The sequence below is a fragment of the Planococcus sp. TJ-307 genome (assembly GCF_058268435.1).
Genome location: NZ_JBZDOJ010000001.1, coordinates 914,006 through 928,636, shown reverse-complemented (window position 1 = coordinate 928,636; position 14,631 = coordinate 914,006). Strand labels below are relative to the sequence as shown.

Below are 14,631 nucleotides of genomic sequence, written 5' to 3'. Positions count from 1 at the left end.
ATGCTACAAAAGAAGATGAGCTTGAAAAAGGCCTTGCTCTTGAATGCTTCATTTTAATAGCTGACCTAATTTCCAGCAATTTAAAAAAGAAATTCCCCAAAAGGAATTTCTTTTTTTAATACAACTTATTCTTTGTTGATGATATCTGATACGTAATAAAAACCATATTCATCCATTACAATCGTATACATTTTGCTGCGTTCTTCTACAGACCATTCTCCAGCTTCATTCATCATATCAAAGGCTTCTTCCGTATGGACAATAGCATAGTCCTCATAGATTTCGATGTCCATGATATCAAGCTTTGTGAAATTGTATTCCATGTTTTTTCCCGTGATATCTGCAACATACTCAGCAATGCTGTTGTAAATATCGCTTTGGTAGACAAGAAGATTTTGAACATAGAAAAAGTCCTCTTCTTCCAGTGCCGTTTCGTAATAATAACGGAAATCACCAATAAATTCACTTAAGTTCGTTTCGTTAAATGTCATTTCTAAATCGACGTCGTACTCATAATCTTCGTCTTCATAGCCGCTAAAATCGTCATAGACTTGGAATAAAGCAGCGACTTCTTCTACCGACATTGGAGCAGTCACCCATTGCGATAACTGAGCATGCATCGAGTACATCGGGATTGAAAAGCCGATTGAATCGCCTTCTTCAATGACCAATGAATTGATGCCGATGACTTTACCTGTTGTCGCGTCCACTAAGGGACCTCCGCTGCTGCCTGGGGCAATTTTGGCGTCGATTTGATAAATATCTTCATAGGTAAACTCTTGATAAAAGTCACGGTCAATTCCTGTGAGGTAGCCCAATGACGCTGTATTTTCCATACCAGCCGGACTGCCCAAGGCAATAACTTCTGTACCTACAGCAGTAGCTTCCATTTCAACTTCAAGCGGTGTGATGCCTTCAAAGGCCTCAACATGAATCAGGGCAATATCAGATTCATCAGAAATTCCGATGACTGTGCCTGGGTGATCTTGTCCGTTTATATTGCGTACTACTACGTCAGTGAAACCTGCAACAGCATGAGCGTTAGTGACGACCATTCCTGTATCGGAAAACAAGAATCCTGATCCTTGTCCGCCTTCAGTTAAAACAGTATATACTTTTTGTTGTGACTCTTTAATAATGGCTGTTTTCTCTTTTTTCTTTGGTTCTACTTTTTCTTCTTGCTCAGAAGGTGGTACGACATTCTCCACTTTCGTTACCGTTCCAGTTGTTTCCTCTTCTACAGGAACAGTTTCTTCCGGCTCTTCAATTCTTTCTACTATACCGGGTTCTGTGACAGGTTCTTCTTGTTCCTCCGGTATTTCTTCCTCAACTACTGCCAGCTCTGTTTTCTTCTCAGCCAGTTGATTTTGTTCTGGCGCCTCTGCTTGCAGTTCTTCTTCGTCCATAAATTGTGCAGAACCGATCCCAACTCCAAGCAAGGTCAGGGCTAATACGGTTGCATAAATAAAGTTACGCTTTTTCTTCTTCCTGCTTCTTGTTTGAATAAGTGAATGCCCACATTTTTGGCAGAACTTCGTACCTTCTACATTTTCATTTCCACATTTATTGCATATCATATTTGTACCTCCTGATGGACTAGCATAAATACCATTAATTTCTTCCATTATAAACCTTATAACGTCAAACAACTACTCAGGGTTGCAAGTTGTAACGAAGTCTACTCATTTGTAATAAATATATTTATTTAGAAGTCAATATTATCATACATATCATATTTACATTAACACATTCGAAAAAAATGCAAAAATCCTTAAAAGTTAGAACTTCCGCTCAAAAATATATTGATGAAATCAACTCATTCAATTTTGTATTCTAGGACATGGTCATAAGTTTGACCGTTTCTATTTTTCGGTAGCATACAGCTGCCCTACATCCAATGAAAAATAACTGGCTAGATAATTTTCTCTTACTCCTCTCGTTCAATTTGGCCCGCACTTATTAATTCATGCGGTATAGTTTTGATGCTGTTGAATTTCTCTTTCCACCTAGAGGTTACAAAGAATTGTGTGTACAAAGTAATGTGGAGTTTAATGGGAAAGTTTGATAAAATAAGCAAGTATCAATGGAACAAAAAAAGGAGATAATACTAAATGGTAACGTTGTTTAAGCGCTCAACTAAATCAAACACAAGACAGTTGAAAAAGTACAATCGGATTGTTGCTGTGATAAATGGACTTGAAGCAAAATACCAAGCAATGTCCGATGAGGAACTTCAGCAAATGACAGCCATCTTTAAAGAACGATTAACAACTGGAACCAAAATAGAAAAAATCATTCCAGATGCTTTTGCCGTAGTACGCGAAGCTTCTAAACGCGTTTTGAGTATGCGTCATTTTGACGTTCAGCTGATAGGTGGACTTGTTTTGGCCGAAGGCAATATTGCCGAAATGCCGACTGGTGAGGGAAAAACACTGGTATCATCGCTGTCCGCGTATACAAGAGCTTTGGAAGGCAAAGGCGTTCACATAATTACCGTCAATGATTATTTGGCAAAACGGGATTTTGACCAAATCGGACAGATCCACCGCTTTCTTGGACTAACGGTCGGCTTGAATCTTCCTTTAATGCTTAGCGATGAAAAGCAGGAAGCCTATCAAGCCGATATCACTTATGGTGTCGGCACAGAATTCGGTTTTGATTATCTTCGCGACAATATGGCTCCGACTTTGCAAGACAAAGTGCAGCGACCTTATCATTATGCCATCATTGATGAAGTTGACAGCATATTGATAGATGAAGCCAAGACGCCTTTGATCGTTGCTGGAAAAATGAAGGTCAGTGCAGAGTTGCATCAAATCGCTTCTTTGCTAGCTACTCGGTTCATTAAAGAAGAGGATTTTGAATACGATGATGAAACAAAAGCAACTTCGTTAACAGATAAAGGCATCGAAAAAGTGGAGAAAGCATTTGGCGTAGACAACCTATATGAACTTGAACACCAGACACTCTATCATTATGTCATCATGGCACTTCGTGCGCGCGTGATGTTTATACGGGATGTCGACTATATCGTGAAAGACAATAAAATTCTGTTAGTCGATATGTTTACGGGACGTACTTTAGAAGGCCGAACTCTTTCTGACGGACTTCATCAGGCAATTGAAGCAAAAGAAAAAGTGGAGATTACCGAAGAAAATAAAGCGCAAGCACAGATAACCATACAAAATTATTTTCGAATGTATCCGCATCTGTCAGGCATGACCGGCACCGCAAAAACACAGCATAAAGAGTTTCGTGAAGTCTATGCAATGGACGTAGTGCCAGTGCCGACAAATCATCCGAGAGTCCGCGTTGACCTGCCTGATCGGGTATTCCAAACCATAGACCATAAATACAAAACCGTTGCTGAAGAAGTCGCCAAACGGCATCAAACGGGCCAACCTGTTTTAGTTGGCACAACATCCATACTGCAATCTGAAGCTGTCGCTGCCTACTTGAAAGATCAACAATTGAATTTCCAACTGTTGAACGCGAAAAGTATGGAACAGGAAGTTCAACTGATTTCACAAGCTGGCCAGATGAATCAAATTACAGTTGCCACTAACATGGCAGGCCGAGGAACTGATATTGTTCTAGGTGATGGAGTTGCAGAACTTGGCGGATTGCACGTTTTGGGAACTGAAAAACATGAAAACAGAAGAATTGATAACCAATTGCGTGGCCGTTCCGGTCGACAAGGTGATCCAGGATCCACCCAGTTTATCATCTCTCTCGAAGACGATATGTTTAAACGTTTCGCAAAAGAAGATGTTGAAAAATATGAGAAAAAAATCAAAACCAATAAAGTTGGAGAGATTTCCAACAAAGACATCCATGAATTGACGGACCGTACACAAAGAATAGTAGAGGGCTCTCACTTTTCTATGCGCGAATACAACCTCAAGTTGGATGATGTAATCAATGAACAACGGAAAATTGTCTATGATTTGAGAAACCGTGTGTTGGCAGGCCAAGAGAACTTTGACATAGTCCAAGAGATGGTTCGGGATGCTGCAGATTACGTCATCTCTGAAATCCTTCCGGAAGATGGCGATATTCAAGCGATTCATCTTATTTCAATTAAACAAGACTTGCAGCAACTGCTCGGTACGTCCATTACCCTTCCAGAAAAAATAGATAAACGAAAAGAAATTGACGCTGCAATAAAGCCTTATCTGAAAAGCGTTACAGAGTTTATTGCTGCTGGACAAGAAGATGAAAAAGCTGCCAACACCATTCGGCTTGTAATGCAAACACAGGTTGATGCGATGTGGGTGAAGCATTTAGAAACAATGGCTCACTTGAAAGAAGGGATTGGCCTTCGATCCTACCAGCAGGAAGATCCAATGAGAATTTATCAAAGAGAAGGCCTTGAGCTATTTGCAACCAATTTCCAAAACCTGCGCTACTCAATTGCTTCAGAGGTTTTGGGATTCTTGCAAAACTTAAGTCGTCGTGAAAAGGGGCAGAAAAATTGAGTATTTTTTCTTTTTTCAATAAAACTAATAAAACTGGGAAAGATTCAATCGTCTCTTCTACCGAGTTGGGGAAAGTGCCAACCGAAACTTCTTCGAAAGCGGTTGAAGTCACTCCAGTTTTATCAATTTCACAAGACTGGGAAATCAGCAAGGAACAAGAATACGTATTAAAGTTTTTATCAAATGACTTGCCGCCTTTGCAGATAAACCAGTTGTCATTGGCTGCTATTGATATTGAAGCCGATCCATATACAGGTGAATGGAGTGTCCAGGCATTCTTCCGCTCTTCTCTTGAACGTCCTATTACGATGGAGAAAGCAGAATTGGTATTACAGGATTTTCAAAAGCAGATTATTGCATCGCAGGAATTTGATCTTTCGGAATTGGGGACCATTCCCCCCCTTTCAAACCGCCCTTGGGTATTTAAGTTCAAAAAAGATTCTATCCGAGTTTCAGAAGTGCCCGTCTCAGATTGGTCACTCGCCTTTAATGTCCAATCCTTAGTACCACACGCATTGGATTTAGATAAGTCTTGGGATGAAGCTTTAACACCTGAGCAAAAATCGACTTTAGCTAAACTTGTAAAAAACCTGCCTAAACTAAATCCTCAGGAATTGAACCTTACCGGCTTTCAAACAAGCTTTTCTGATGAAGGCAATTTAGCAGTTTCTGTCTTTGTCCGCAACGGGTATTCGAAACAAATTGAGCTGGAAAAACTGCCGTTGGAAATATTGGATGCAACCGGCGCATTAGTAGTAAAAGGTTCGTTTAAACTGGCACCACTTGCAGTTAAAGCTAATACCACCAAGCCATGGACATTTATCTTCCCTAAAGAAACTCTGCTGATAGGCTCTCCCGATTTATCACGTTGGACTGCTCGAATTCCAAAATAACAGGAAGAATTTAAGTAATGAAATTGACTGCATTTGTTCTTGTAGAAATAAATGATCACAATTCAGGAGGTTAACCAGTGCAAGACTTTTTAAACGTGTTTAGGAAAACCTTCGTTTTTAGCGGTAGGTCCAGACGAAAAGAATATTGGATGTTTGTTCTGGGAATTACAATTATCTCCGTGATCTTAACAGCAATTGAAACAATGGCTAGCCTGGAGCTGGCGCCTGACAGAGGGTTGTTAACCACCATCTTCTCAATCATTATTTTAATTCCCAGTATTTCTGTGTCTGTTCGCCGACTCCATGATATCGGACGAACTGGATGGTGGCTATTGCTAAGTTTTATTCCCATTTTAGGATGGATTGCATTATTCATCTTCACGTTGCTGGACAGCCAATCCGGCAGCAACAAATACGGACCCAATCCAAAACAAGCTTCAAATAATTCCATCTTTGCCAATAACTAATCCAAAAGAAACCGCATCTGTCATCTCGACAGGTGCGGTTTCTTTTGGTTGTTTTATTTCACGTCAATCCCATGCATTTTTTCCTGAGCGACCAGCAATTCCTTAAAATTTTGGTTGATCGTCGGGGATTGGGAATCTATTTCCTTGGACACCGCACTCAATTCTTGTATCAACCCGTCCAACGTGGACTGGTATTTCTGGTACTGCTCAAAGCTAATGGTTTCTTCACCATCCAGTTCTGCAATCAGAGACTCCAGGTCTTGTTCGAGTGCGTCCAGCTTTTTCTCATGGGATTCTAAGCTGCTCGCTTCCCACTTATAGGCTCGCTGCTGTTCTTCGAATGCCGGGACTTTCAACGATGGATAGGCTTGTGTATCTACTTGAGACGTCAAAACAAATCCAAGGGCGAAAACAGGAACAGACATTTTCAAAAGCGAAGTCTTCAAATGAGCTTCCTCCTTTAAAATGATCGGGCTTTACACTCAGCTTATACCATCTGCCGCGCAGCACAATCCTTTATCAGGAGTCTTTAGAATATCTTAATCTGCGGTTTACAAAAGGATTATTAAGGTGGAGCAGCCATGGATGTCCGAATCACCTGCAAGAAGGCAGTAAGATCTTGCGTTGTGGTGCTCCTTGAAAATGAAATTCGGATAAACTTCCGTGCACTGTCTTGTTCTATCCCCATGGCGCTCATAGCAGACATTGCTTCCCCGGAACCAATTTTGCAGGCAGCTCCTGTAGAAATGGCAAGCTGATGGCGGTTGCATTCAAGCATCATCCATTGTCCTTCCACATGGGGCAGCAGCAGACCTTGAATAAAAGGGGATTTGCTTGCTCTATTTCCGGTCAAGAGCACAGTTTCCGGCAGCTGTTCCCATAAATAATGCTGCAGGTTTTCAGCATGGACTGCCACATCGTGCTGCTCGGCCACCGCCTCTTTCGCAGCAACTGTTGCGGATACAATTCCCGGTACATCCACGGTTCCAGCGCGGAATCCTTGTTGATGTGCAGTTCCTTCGTATACCGATTCCCAGTGGACGCTTGGGTCTATCCAAACAATGCCAACACCCTTTGGACCACCAATTTTATGTCCTGAACAAACTGCGGAAGTGACGCCTAGTTGCGACAGGTCGACCGGAATTTTTCCAAACCCTTGGACAACATCACAATGGTAAGGAACTGCTTTTTCTTTTGCATAGGCAGCGCATTTGGCAACCGGCTGGATGGCACCCATTTCTGAATTGACAAGCTGGATAACGATTAATGCTGTTTGATTTGTAACCAGTTTCTTATACTGTTGAAAATCAAGAACTCCTTCTTTGTCGACCGGTACATATCGGATCTCGTAGCCATCTTTTTCCAGTTCATGCAGAGCCGTCAGAACAGATGCATGCTCGAGTTTTGTGGTGACAATTTCCCGGTAATTTTCACCTCTGCCACGCAGCAGCGAACGAATTGCCAATTGATTGCCTTCCGACGCATTCCCTGTAAAGAAAATCCCTTCACTTCGAACATTGAGAAAACCTCCCCACATTCTTCGGCACGCCTCCAGCGTACTGGCCGCACTGAAACCTGCGTCATGCAGGCTTTGGGTATTGCCAATCACCTGTTTAGCAGTTTCCGCATAAGCATCAATCGCTGATTGCCGCATTGGGGTAGTAGCTGCATGGTCCAAATAAATCATCATTTTGCAATCAATTCCCTCCGAAACTTGACTTAGTCTTGTAATCACTTTATCTTTATGTCATTAATAGTGTCAAGACACTTGTAAAGTTGGTGTAAACTTATGGTTGATGTTTGTATTATTGGCGGAGGTGCTGCGGGTTTAATGCTAGCCCACACTCTCTCTTCTTCTCTTTCAGTTACAGTTCTTACAAAAGAAGATTTGCACGCTGGCAATACCAACCTTGCGCAAGGTGGTATTGCCGCAAGCATCGGGCCAGGGGATCATCCTCTGAAACACGCAGCCGATACACGTTCCGCTGCTGCTGATCATGCAGATCCCAACCGCATTGAGCTATTAGTCCGTGAAGGCAAAGCCATCGTCGAAAAACTGTTGTCTCAAGGGTTGCCTTTTGATGCCAATGCTGAAGGACAGCCTTTGTTGGGCCAAGAAGGCGTACATAGTGCCCGAAGAATTATTCATGCAGGCGGCGACCAAACTGGCAAATTGCTGCTGCAGTATTTGCTGGACAAAACGGAAAATCAGGTTCAACGCCTTTCCTATGCCACTGTTTTGGAACTCGCCATGCACGACGGCCAATGCGCAGGTGTATACGTGGAAGACGCCTTCGGCAAACGCTCAGTCATCCAGGCACAGCACACGGTTTTGGCAACAGGCGGCATTGGACAGCTCTATAACCAAACTTCAAACTCAATGGCAGCAACAGGAGATGGTTTGTCTTTGGCGTTTCACGCTGGAGCCGCATTGGAAGATTTAGAATTTGTTCAGTTTCACCCTACGGTCTTTACGTTAAACGGCAAGTCTTGCGGTTTGATCTCTGAAGCCGTTCGCGGAGAAGGAGCTTGGCTCGTTGATCGATTTGGGCAACGCATCATGACTGATGTCCATCCGTTCATGGAGCTGGCGCCACGCGATATTGTCGCCCGTGCCATCGAACGGCATTGGCAGCAAAAAGGTCCTGTTTTTCTTGACGCGCGCCATATTCAACCCTTTAAAGCCAAGTTTCCCTCTATTGATGAAAATTGCCGAAATCACCACATGCACCCAGACGAACACCTTCTTCCGGTTCGGCCCGGAGCTCATTTTCATATGGGCGGTGTCCAGACAAACGAGTGGGGTGAAACCACAATCCCCCGGCTTTATGCAATCGGAGAAGTGGCATCCACCGGTATTCACGGTGCCAACCGACTCGCTAGCAATTCTTTGCTGGAATGCCTCGTATTCGCTGAGCGTTTAGCGGCAAAACTACAAACCCATGATTTTAGCCACCAGAAGCTAGCCCTTCAAGTAACTGAGCCGAAAAAGACGTTTTCCGTGCCAGCTGATTTGCAAATTCGCATGACCGAGCAGGTCGGCATTTTAAGAGAAGTGGACCAATTGGAAAAATTCGTGGCCGATTTCCCGTTGCAGCGATTTGCTTTGCAGCACTATTCCGGGGCGCACATCAAAGAAATTCACCGTTATACTGCCAGCAGCCTGATTGCCCAAGCCGCTTTGGCCCGCAACGAAAGCCGTGGTGCTCATTACCGGCAGGATATGCCTTATTCTTCGGAAGATTGGACGGGAAAAACTGTTCAGCTTTCAGCAAATGAGTTAACTATAGGAATGCGACAATTACAACAAAAGGAGACTGTTTTATGAATCGTTTAAAAGCAGAAGATGCAATCAAGAGTTTTTTACTGGAGGATATTGGAGACCGTGACGCGTCATCTGTTTTATTCAGCCAAAGAGATCAAGGCGAAGCTGTGATTCGCTTAAAGCAGGATGGTGTCGTGGCAGGTCTGGCATGCTTCGAATGGGGCTATCATCTGTTGGATCCAAAAATTACAATAGAAACTTTAAAGCAAGACGGGGATTTTGTGAAAGCAGGAGAAGCAATTGCCAAAGTTCAAGGACCCGTTGCGACTTTACTGGCAGGCGAGCGGGTGCTGTTAAATTTGGTGCAGCGCATGAGCGCCATTGCAACCCTGACCGCTCAATGCGTTGAAGCTCTGGGCTCTTCTCATACGCGCATCGTTGACACACGAAAAACCACACCCGGATTGCGGATGTTTGAGAAATATGCAGTTCGGACCGGCGGCGGATTCAACCACCGCAACGGCTTGTACGATGCCGTCATGCTGAAAGACAACCATATTGCAGCGGCCGGTTCGATTACAAAAGCTGTCCAAAAAGTCCGTTCGGCATTGGGCCATATGACCATGATTGAAGTCGAAGTCGAGAGCTTGGACCAATTGCAGGAAGCGATTGCGGCAAGACCGGATGCCATCATGTTTGACAATCAAACAGCCGAAACGATGGCGGCTTGGGTAAAGCTCGTTCCAGAACCGATCCGCACAGAAGCTTCAGGCGGCATCGATTTGAAAAACCTGGCTGCCTATCGCCATACAGGGGTAGATGTCATTTCCATCGGCGCCCTAACCCATAGCGTGCACAATTTAGACATCAGCATGAATCTAGCCATTTCACATAAGGAGGCCATCTATCAATGAATTCTTTCCTAAAAGAGTTGCAGCAGACCGGAGACATGCCTGAATCGTATTTGAAAGCGACGACGGATGAACTTCACGAACGTGCGACACGCGCCCGTGCCCAACTTGGCGACCGGCTATATATTCTTGGCCATCATTACCAAAAAGATGAAGTCATCAGCTATGCCGACGTTACTGGCGACTCTCTCCAATTGTCGCAGATTGCCGGACAGCAAACAGCCGACTATATCATTTTTTGCGGCGTTCATTTCATGGCGGAAACTGCTGATATTTTGACAAATCCTGATCAGGCAGTCATTCTGCCCGATATGCGCGCCGGATGCTCGATGGCGGATATGGCCAATATTGATCAGACCGAGCGCGCATGGACCCAGCTGCAGGAACTGTTTGGCGACACCATTGTGCCGCTGACTTACGTCAATTCAACTGCAGCCATTAAAGCCTTTGTTGGACGCAACGGCGGCGCTACCGTAACATCTTCGAATGCCGAGCCAATGGTCCGCTGGGCCTTGACCCAAAAAGAACGTATGCTGTTTTTACCCGATCAGCATTTGGGGCGGAATACGGCGGTAAAGCTGGGGATTCCGCTTGAGCAAATGGCCATATGGGATCCGATCAAGCAAAAACTGGAAGCGAACTGTCCGCAGGAAGACATCCGAGTGATTTTGTGGAAAGGCCACTGTTCTGTCCACATGAACTTTTTGCCAAAGCACATCGATAATTTACGGGAAAATGAACCCGACCGCCACATCCTGGTCCACCCCGAATGTACGTATGAAGTGGTCAGCCAATCTGATTTTGCTGGTTCGACAAAATACATCATTGATATGATCAAAGCAGCCCAACCGGGTTCCAAATGGGCAATCGGCACAGAGATGAACCTGGTTAACCGGCTAATTGCCGATCATCCTGATCTCGATATCGTTTCGCTTAATCCCTATATGTGCCCGTGCCTGACGATGAACCGCATTGATTTGCCACACTTAACATGGGCGCTTGAAGAATTGGTTGCTGGGCGTGTCATCAACCGCATTCAGGTTGATCCACAAACTTCTACCGAAGCCAAAATGGCGTTGGAAAAGATGATGTAATGGAAGGAAGGCATCGCGCCTTCCTTTTTTATTTCGTGAGGTGCGGTGTTGGAGCATGGAGGTGCGGTTGTCCTGTTGTGAGGTGCGGTTCTCTCTCTTTGAGGTGCGCTTCCAGCCTTTTGGGGTGCGGTCGCACAATTTTCCATAGAAAAAAGCCACTCCCTAAGGAATGACTTTATCTTTTAATGAGATCGTGTTGCTCGGCGGCTGCGGCCGTCGTATGGCAATTGAGCCTTAGAGCGTCCTTCTTTTTCTTCGATTTCGCGTACACGATTTTCAATCGCAGCTGAAACTAAGCCCATAACGGTTCCAAACGCAGCCCCTGCAACTACTTCAACAGGCTGATGGCCAAGCAATTCCTTCAAATCCTTTTCGCGTTCAATAAATTCAAAGCTTGGAAATTCTCCAGAGAATTTCACAAAGCTATCTTCTAAGTCGTTGACTAGTCGCGCAATCTCTCCAGTATGGCGACGAATGCCCTGTGCATCGTACATGACGATGACGCCGAACACGATCGCAAGAGCTGTTTCTGTATGGCGTGCGCCTTTATTGGCAGCTACGTATGAGGCTAAAGCAGAAACTCCAGCTGAGTGGGAACTTGGCATACCGCCTGTTGTAAAGGCTTGTTTCCAATCCCATTTTCCTGTTACTGTTTTGTGCGTGACAATTTTCAACGCTTGCGCCACACCGATTGCACTTAGTGAGGTAATCATTCCCCGGTTCATCTTTCTCATCTGCTCATCCTCCAGTTTCAACTAGGCAACGATGCCGTTGCCATTCAATATACTTCTTTACCCATTATCGCAGAGGAATATGTGAATTCAGGTTAAAAATAGAATTTTTTTTCGTATACTAAAAAAATCATATCATTTCCAGCTTCCGCAATGGATGCAATTGCGTTAAACTGTATATCTGAACTGTAGGATACGTAAACTTCTTTATTATGAGTCACACCCCATACAAGAAAACCGAGAGAATGAGGAATTCTATGAAGAAACTGTTATCAAAAGACTGGCGCAGCATACTGATGTATTTGATCATGGGCGGCTTCACCACTGTCGTCAACATTGCCGTTTACTGGATTTGCGAAGAACTGCTCCACCTGGATTACCGCATTTCAACTACCATTGCCTGGCTGTTTGCAGTCGTCTTTGCTTTTTTTGTTAATAAACATTATGTATTTAAAAGTGTCACGAACAACTGGCGCGACCGCTTTGCCGAAATGGGATCTTTTTTCGGATTCCGTGTGCTTTCTTTTTTTATGGATCTGGGCACGATGATGGTGTTGGTTGGATTGTTGAGTATGAACGGCACCTTGTCTAAAGTACTGGCCAATGTCATCGTTCTGGTTGCCAATTATATTTTCAGCAAAAAGTTTATCTTTAAAGACCGCAATGCGCCAATCGCCGAAAAAGTTTAGCAAAACGCACAAATGCCGAATCAGGAGATCATCCTGTTCGGCATTTTTTCATACTCATACCACTGGAAAAGGACTACTTGCTTTCTGCGGTTTTAGGCAATCTAAAGAGATAAATTGACAATACAATTGTCCAGAGCTGCAGTGTGTAAATAATGATTCGTTCTACGAGCCCAGCATACGGCAGATTGCCGCTCAAGACAATCGGGGTTGCCACTCCTGCAAACACAATCACCACAGCACAAGCAAGTGTGAACATCCCCATGGTCCTGAATTTTTTGGTAAGCCATAGGCCGTAGCCAATTGCAAACAAGGCACCGATAGTTGCAATCACGACAATCGCTGTTATCCCCAGATGCATGAAATTGCTAAACGTCAGCACTTCGCCTCCTTGCTCCAACGGAAAAAGACTAAAACCGATCAGCGATACTGCATGCATGAGAAACAGCAACATGGCCCCCCACTGGGCAATGTTATGGGTCTGATACTTACGAAAAAGTACGTAGACAACTGCTGCAAAAATAGTGCCAAATATGCCATACATGAGCGTAAAAATTCTCAGCATTCCAGCATTTGGCGCACCGTTTCCAGTCAATTCACTAATTGTTTGCCTGACGTGGCTGTATCCATCCCACAATATTCCGCCTGTCGTCACATGCAGCATGTAAATAAGTGCACTGACCACACCGCTTAGCGCGGCCGTCTGCCAAAATCCATTCTGCAGTCCGAGTTTCATACGTTCACCCGCCCTTTTTCATTCTAGCTAATCCAAAATTTTGGCTTTTGCGGCAAAGGTTTCTGCATTTCAACTTTCCGACAGCAATCTCTATTTTTTCAATGCTTTTGCGGCATTGACGCGGCCATGGCCGTAAATATCGTCACGCCCGGCTGCCCCTAAATCGTCCGAAGATGAAAAGATTTTCTTTTCGATTTCTTTATTGCTGAGGGTCGGTTGGTTGGCTTTAATCAACGCAGCTACTCCCGAAACAATTGGTGCGGCCATTGACGTGCCATTCAATGAACCAAACAAATTATTTGGCAAAGAGGAGTAGACATTTGTCCCTGGAGCTGTGACATCGATGCTCGGTCCCCTATTTGAAAATACTGAGATGGTGTCATTGCTTGCTACAGCTCCAACGGAAATAACATTGGCCAAAGAAGATGGATAAAATGCATTGCGTGTACCGTCGTTTCCGGCTGCTGCCACAATAACAATGCCTTTCTTATGGGCTTGTTGTATTGCCTGATCCAGCGCCTTGCTGTAATAATAAGATCCTAAGCTCAGATTGATGATGTCGACATTTTTCTTGACGGCATGTTCAATGCCATGAATCAAGCTGGATGTGTAGGCAACTCCTTTATTATCAAATACATCAATCGGCATCACTTTCGTATGAGGTGCCACTCCCGCACCTCCGAGCCCATTGTCAGCCGTTCCTGCAATCAAACCGGCCACATGCGTACCATGGAGACCTTGGCTGATGGTTCCCGCACGCTTGTTAAGTGCGTCATACGGTGCAACAAAACGGCCAGCAAGTTCGGTATGTTTTACGTCCATTCCATCATCAATTACAGCTACCACCACACTGGCTGCTCCTCGGGTTTGATTCCAGGCAGTGGCTGTTCCGATCTTTTTGTGATGGTATTGAAGTTTCGTAAACTCCGGATCATTCGGTGTGTAGGCAAGCTCAATGAGATAATCCGGTTCGACAAATTCAACATCCTTTTGTGCCCTCAACTCTTCCATGAAAGAAGCCGCAGTTTTGCCTTCGGGCACTTCAAGTGTTGCCATTTCCGCATCTTCAATTTGGGTAGTTGCAAAAGACACTGTACTTTCTGGCTGTGAACCGTTTTTGTATTTCACAATTACCTGCTGTGGATCCGCTTCTGCAAACACTGTACTGCCAATAGGTGCAAATAGCATAAATACCAAAGGCGCAACAAAAACAAGACTTATCATTTTCTTCATGGCATATCTCCTATCTATTTGATAAAAAATCTTAATTTTCGTTTTAATCAGATTTTTTAATTAAGTATAAACCTAAAAGCGTAAATTTTCCAGTCTATTTAAAAAAATCCCGCTTGCAATCAATTAACTGATCGCAA

13 protein-coding genes are annotated in these 14,631 nt (G+C 44.1%); 7 read left to right on the top strand and 6 right to left on the bottom strand.

Going from position 1 to position 14,631, the window contains the following annotated elements; genetic code table 11:
• Positions 1–125: 125 nt before the first annotated feature.
• A complete protein-coding gene (locus AC4EHK_RS04475) occupies positions 126–1,577 on the bottom strand; it encodes a trypsin-like peptidase domain-containing protein (RefSeq protein ID WP_490977583.1) in 1,452 nt (483 codons plus the stop codon).
• A 534-nt stretch (positions 1,578–2,111) separates the two neighbouring features.
• Here AC4EHK_RS04475 and secA2 point away from each other — a divergent pair.
• The 3 genes from secA2 to AC4EHK_RS04460 all read left to right on the top strand — a co-directional run bounded on the left by secA2 (position 2,112) and on the right by AC4EHK_RS04460 (position 5,838).
• Complete coding sequence (secA2, locus tag AC4EHK_RS04470; RefSeq protein ID WP_490977582.1) at positions 2,112–4,478, top strand: accessory Sec system translocase SecA2; 2,367 nt, start codon at positions 2,112–2,114, stop codon at positions 4,476–4,478.
• Positions 4,475–5,371, top strand: coding sequence for an accessory Sec system S-layer assembly protein (locus tag AC4EHK_RS04465; RefSeq protein WP_490977581.1), 897 nt, complete (start codon positions 4,475–4,477; stop codon positions 5,369–5,371). Before secA2 ends, AC4EHK_RS04465 begins: the two co-directional genes overlap by 4 nt.
• A 77-nt stretch (positions 5,372–5,448) precedes the next feature.
• Positions 5,449–5,838, top strand: coding sequence for a DUF805 domain-containing protein (locus tag AC4EHK_RS04460; protein ID WP_490977580.1), 390 nt, complete (start codon positions 5,449–5,451; stop codon positions 5,836–5,838).
• A 53-nt stretch (positions 5,839–5,891) separates the two neighbouring features.
• Here AC4EHK_RS04460 and AC4EHK_RS04455 read toward each other — a convergent pair whose 3' ends face one another.
• Together AC4EHK_RS04455 and AC4EHK_RS04450 are read right to left on the bottom strand one after the other, a co-directional pair.
• Positions 5,892–6,284, bottom strand: coding sequence for a hypothetical protein (locus AC4EHK_RS04455; RefSeq protein WP_490977579.1), 393 nt, complete (start codon positions 6,282–6,284; stop codon positions 5,892–5,894).
• A 119-nt stretch (positions 6,285–6,403) separates the two neighbouring features.
• Positions 6,404–7,528: a cysteine desulfurase family protein gene (locus AC4EHK_RS04450; RefSeq protein ID WP_490977578.1), complete on the bottom strand. Its 1,125-nt coding sequence runs from the start codon at positions 7,526–7,528 to the stop codon at positions 6,404–6,406.
• Between the two features lie 99 nt (positions 7,529–7,627).
• Here AC4EHK_RS04450 and nadB point away from each other — a divergent pair, with 99 nt between their 5' ends.
• The 3 genes from nadB to nadA are packed head-to-tail and all read left to right on the top strand — an operon-like array spanning position 7,628 to position 11,108.
• On the top strand, positions 7,628–9,166 hold the full coding sequence (nadB, locus tag AC4EHK_RS04445; RefSeq protein ID WP_490977577.1) for an L-aspartate oxidase: 1,539 nt from the start codon (positions 7,628–7,630) through the stop codon (positions 9,164–9,166).
• A complete protein-coding gene (nadC, locus tag AC4EHK_RS04440) occupies positions 9,163–10,017 on the top strand; it encodes a carboxylating nicotinate-nucleotide diphosphorylase (protein WP_490977576.1) in 855 nt (284 codons plus the stop codon). Before nadB ends, nadC begins: the two co-directional genes overlap by 4 nt.
• The gene (nadA, locus tag AC4EHK_RS04435; RefSeq protein WP_490977575.1) at positions 10,014–11,108 is read left to right on the top strand and encodes a quinolinate synthase NadA; all 1,095 of its coding nucleotides are present in this window, start codon (positions 10,014–10,016) and stop codon (positions 11,106–11,108) included. The genes nadC and nadA overlap by 4 nt, the downstream gene beginning before the upstream one ends.
• Positions 11,109–11,290: 182 nt before the next feature.
• On the opposite strand, the gene AC4EHK_RS04430 is transcribed toward nadA, so the two are convergent.
• On the bottom strand, positions 11,291–11,842 hold the full coding sequence (locus AC4EHK_RS04430) for a divergent PAP2 family protein (protein WP_490977574.1): 552 nt from the start codon (positions 11,840–11,842) through the stop codon (positions 11,291–11,293).
• A 254-nt stretch (positions 11,843–12,096) separates the two neighbouring features.
• Between AC4EHK_RS04430 and AC4EHK_RS04425 the strand changes: the two genes are divergently transcribed.
• Positions 12,097–12,528 carry a GtrA family protein gene (locus AC4EHK_RS04425; RefSeq protein WP_490977573.1) on the top strand — a complete coding sequence of 144 codons (432 nt, stop codon included), beginning with the start codon at positions 12,097–12,099 and terminating at the stop codon, positions 12,526–12,528.
• 73 nt (positions 12,529–12,601) lie between these two features.
• Here the strand turns inward: AC4EHK_RS04425 and AC4EHK_RS04420 are convergent, their stop codons facing one another.
• Together AC4EHK_RS04420 and AC4EHK_RS04415 are read right to left on the bottom strand one after the other, a co-directional pair.
• Positions 12,602–13,261 carry a DUF998 domain-containing protein gene (locus AC4EHK_RS04420; RefSeq protein WP_490977572.1) on the bottom strand — a complete coding sequence of 220 codons (660 nt, stop codon included), beginning with the start codon at positions 13,259–13,261 and terminating at the stop codon, positions 12,602–12,604.
• 90 nt (positions 13,262–13,351) lie between these two features.
• The gene (locus AC4EHK_RS04415) at positions 13,352–14,494 is read right to left on the bottom strand and encodes a S8 family peptidase (RefSeq protein WP_490977571.1); all 1,143 of its coding nucleotides are present in this window, start codon (positions 14,492–14,494) and stop codon (positions 13,352–13,354) included.
• Positions 14,495–14,631: the final 137 nt, after the last annotated feature.

Coding starts and splice junctions, on each gene's coding strand:
- nadC (WP_490977576.1), top strand. CDS start 9,163: ATGAATCGTTTAAAAGCAGAAGATGCAATCAAGAGTTTTTTACTGGAG.
- nadA (WP_490977575.1), top strand. CDS start 10,014: ATGAATTCTTTCCTAAAAGAGTTGCAGCAGACCGGAGACATGCCTGAA.
- nadB (WP_490977577.1), top strand. CDS start 7,628: ATGGTTGATGTTTGTATTATTGGCGGAGGTGCTGCGGGTTTAATGCTA.
- AC4EHK_RS04425 (WP_490977573.1), top strand. CDS start 12,097: ATGAAGAAACTGTTATCAAAAGACTGGCGCAGCATACTGATGTATTTG.
- secA2 (WP_490977582.1), top strand. CDS start 2,112: ATGGTAACGTTGTTTAAGCGCTCAACTAAATCAAACACAAGACAGTTG.
- AC4EHK_RS04415 (WP_490977571.1), bottom strand. CDS start 14,494: ATGAAGAAAATGATAAGTCTTGTTTTTGTTGCGCCTTTGGTATTTATG.
- AC4EHK_RS04430 (WP_490977574.1), bottom strand. CDS start 11,842: ATGAGAAAGATGAACCGGGGAATGATTACCTCACTAAGTGCAATCGGT.
- AC4EHK_RS04475 (WP_490977583.1), bottom strand. CDS start 1,577: ATGATATGCAATAAATGTGGAAATGAAAATGTAGAAGGTACGAAGTTC.
- AC4EHK_RS04420 (WP_490977572.1), bottom strand. CDS start 13,261: ATGAAACTCGGACTGCAGAATGGATTTTGGCAGACGGCCGCGCTAAGC.
- AC4EHK_RS04450 (WP_490977578.1), bottom strand. CDS start 7,528: ATGATGATTTATTTGGACCATGCAGCTACTACCCCAATGCGGCAATCA.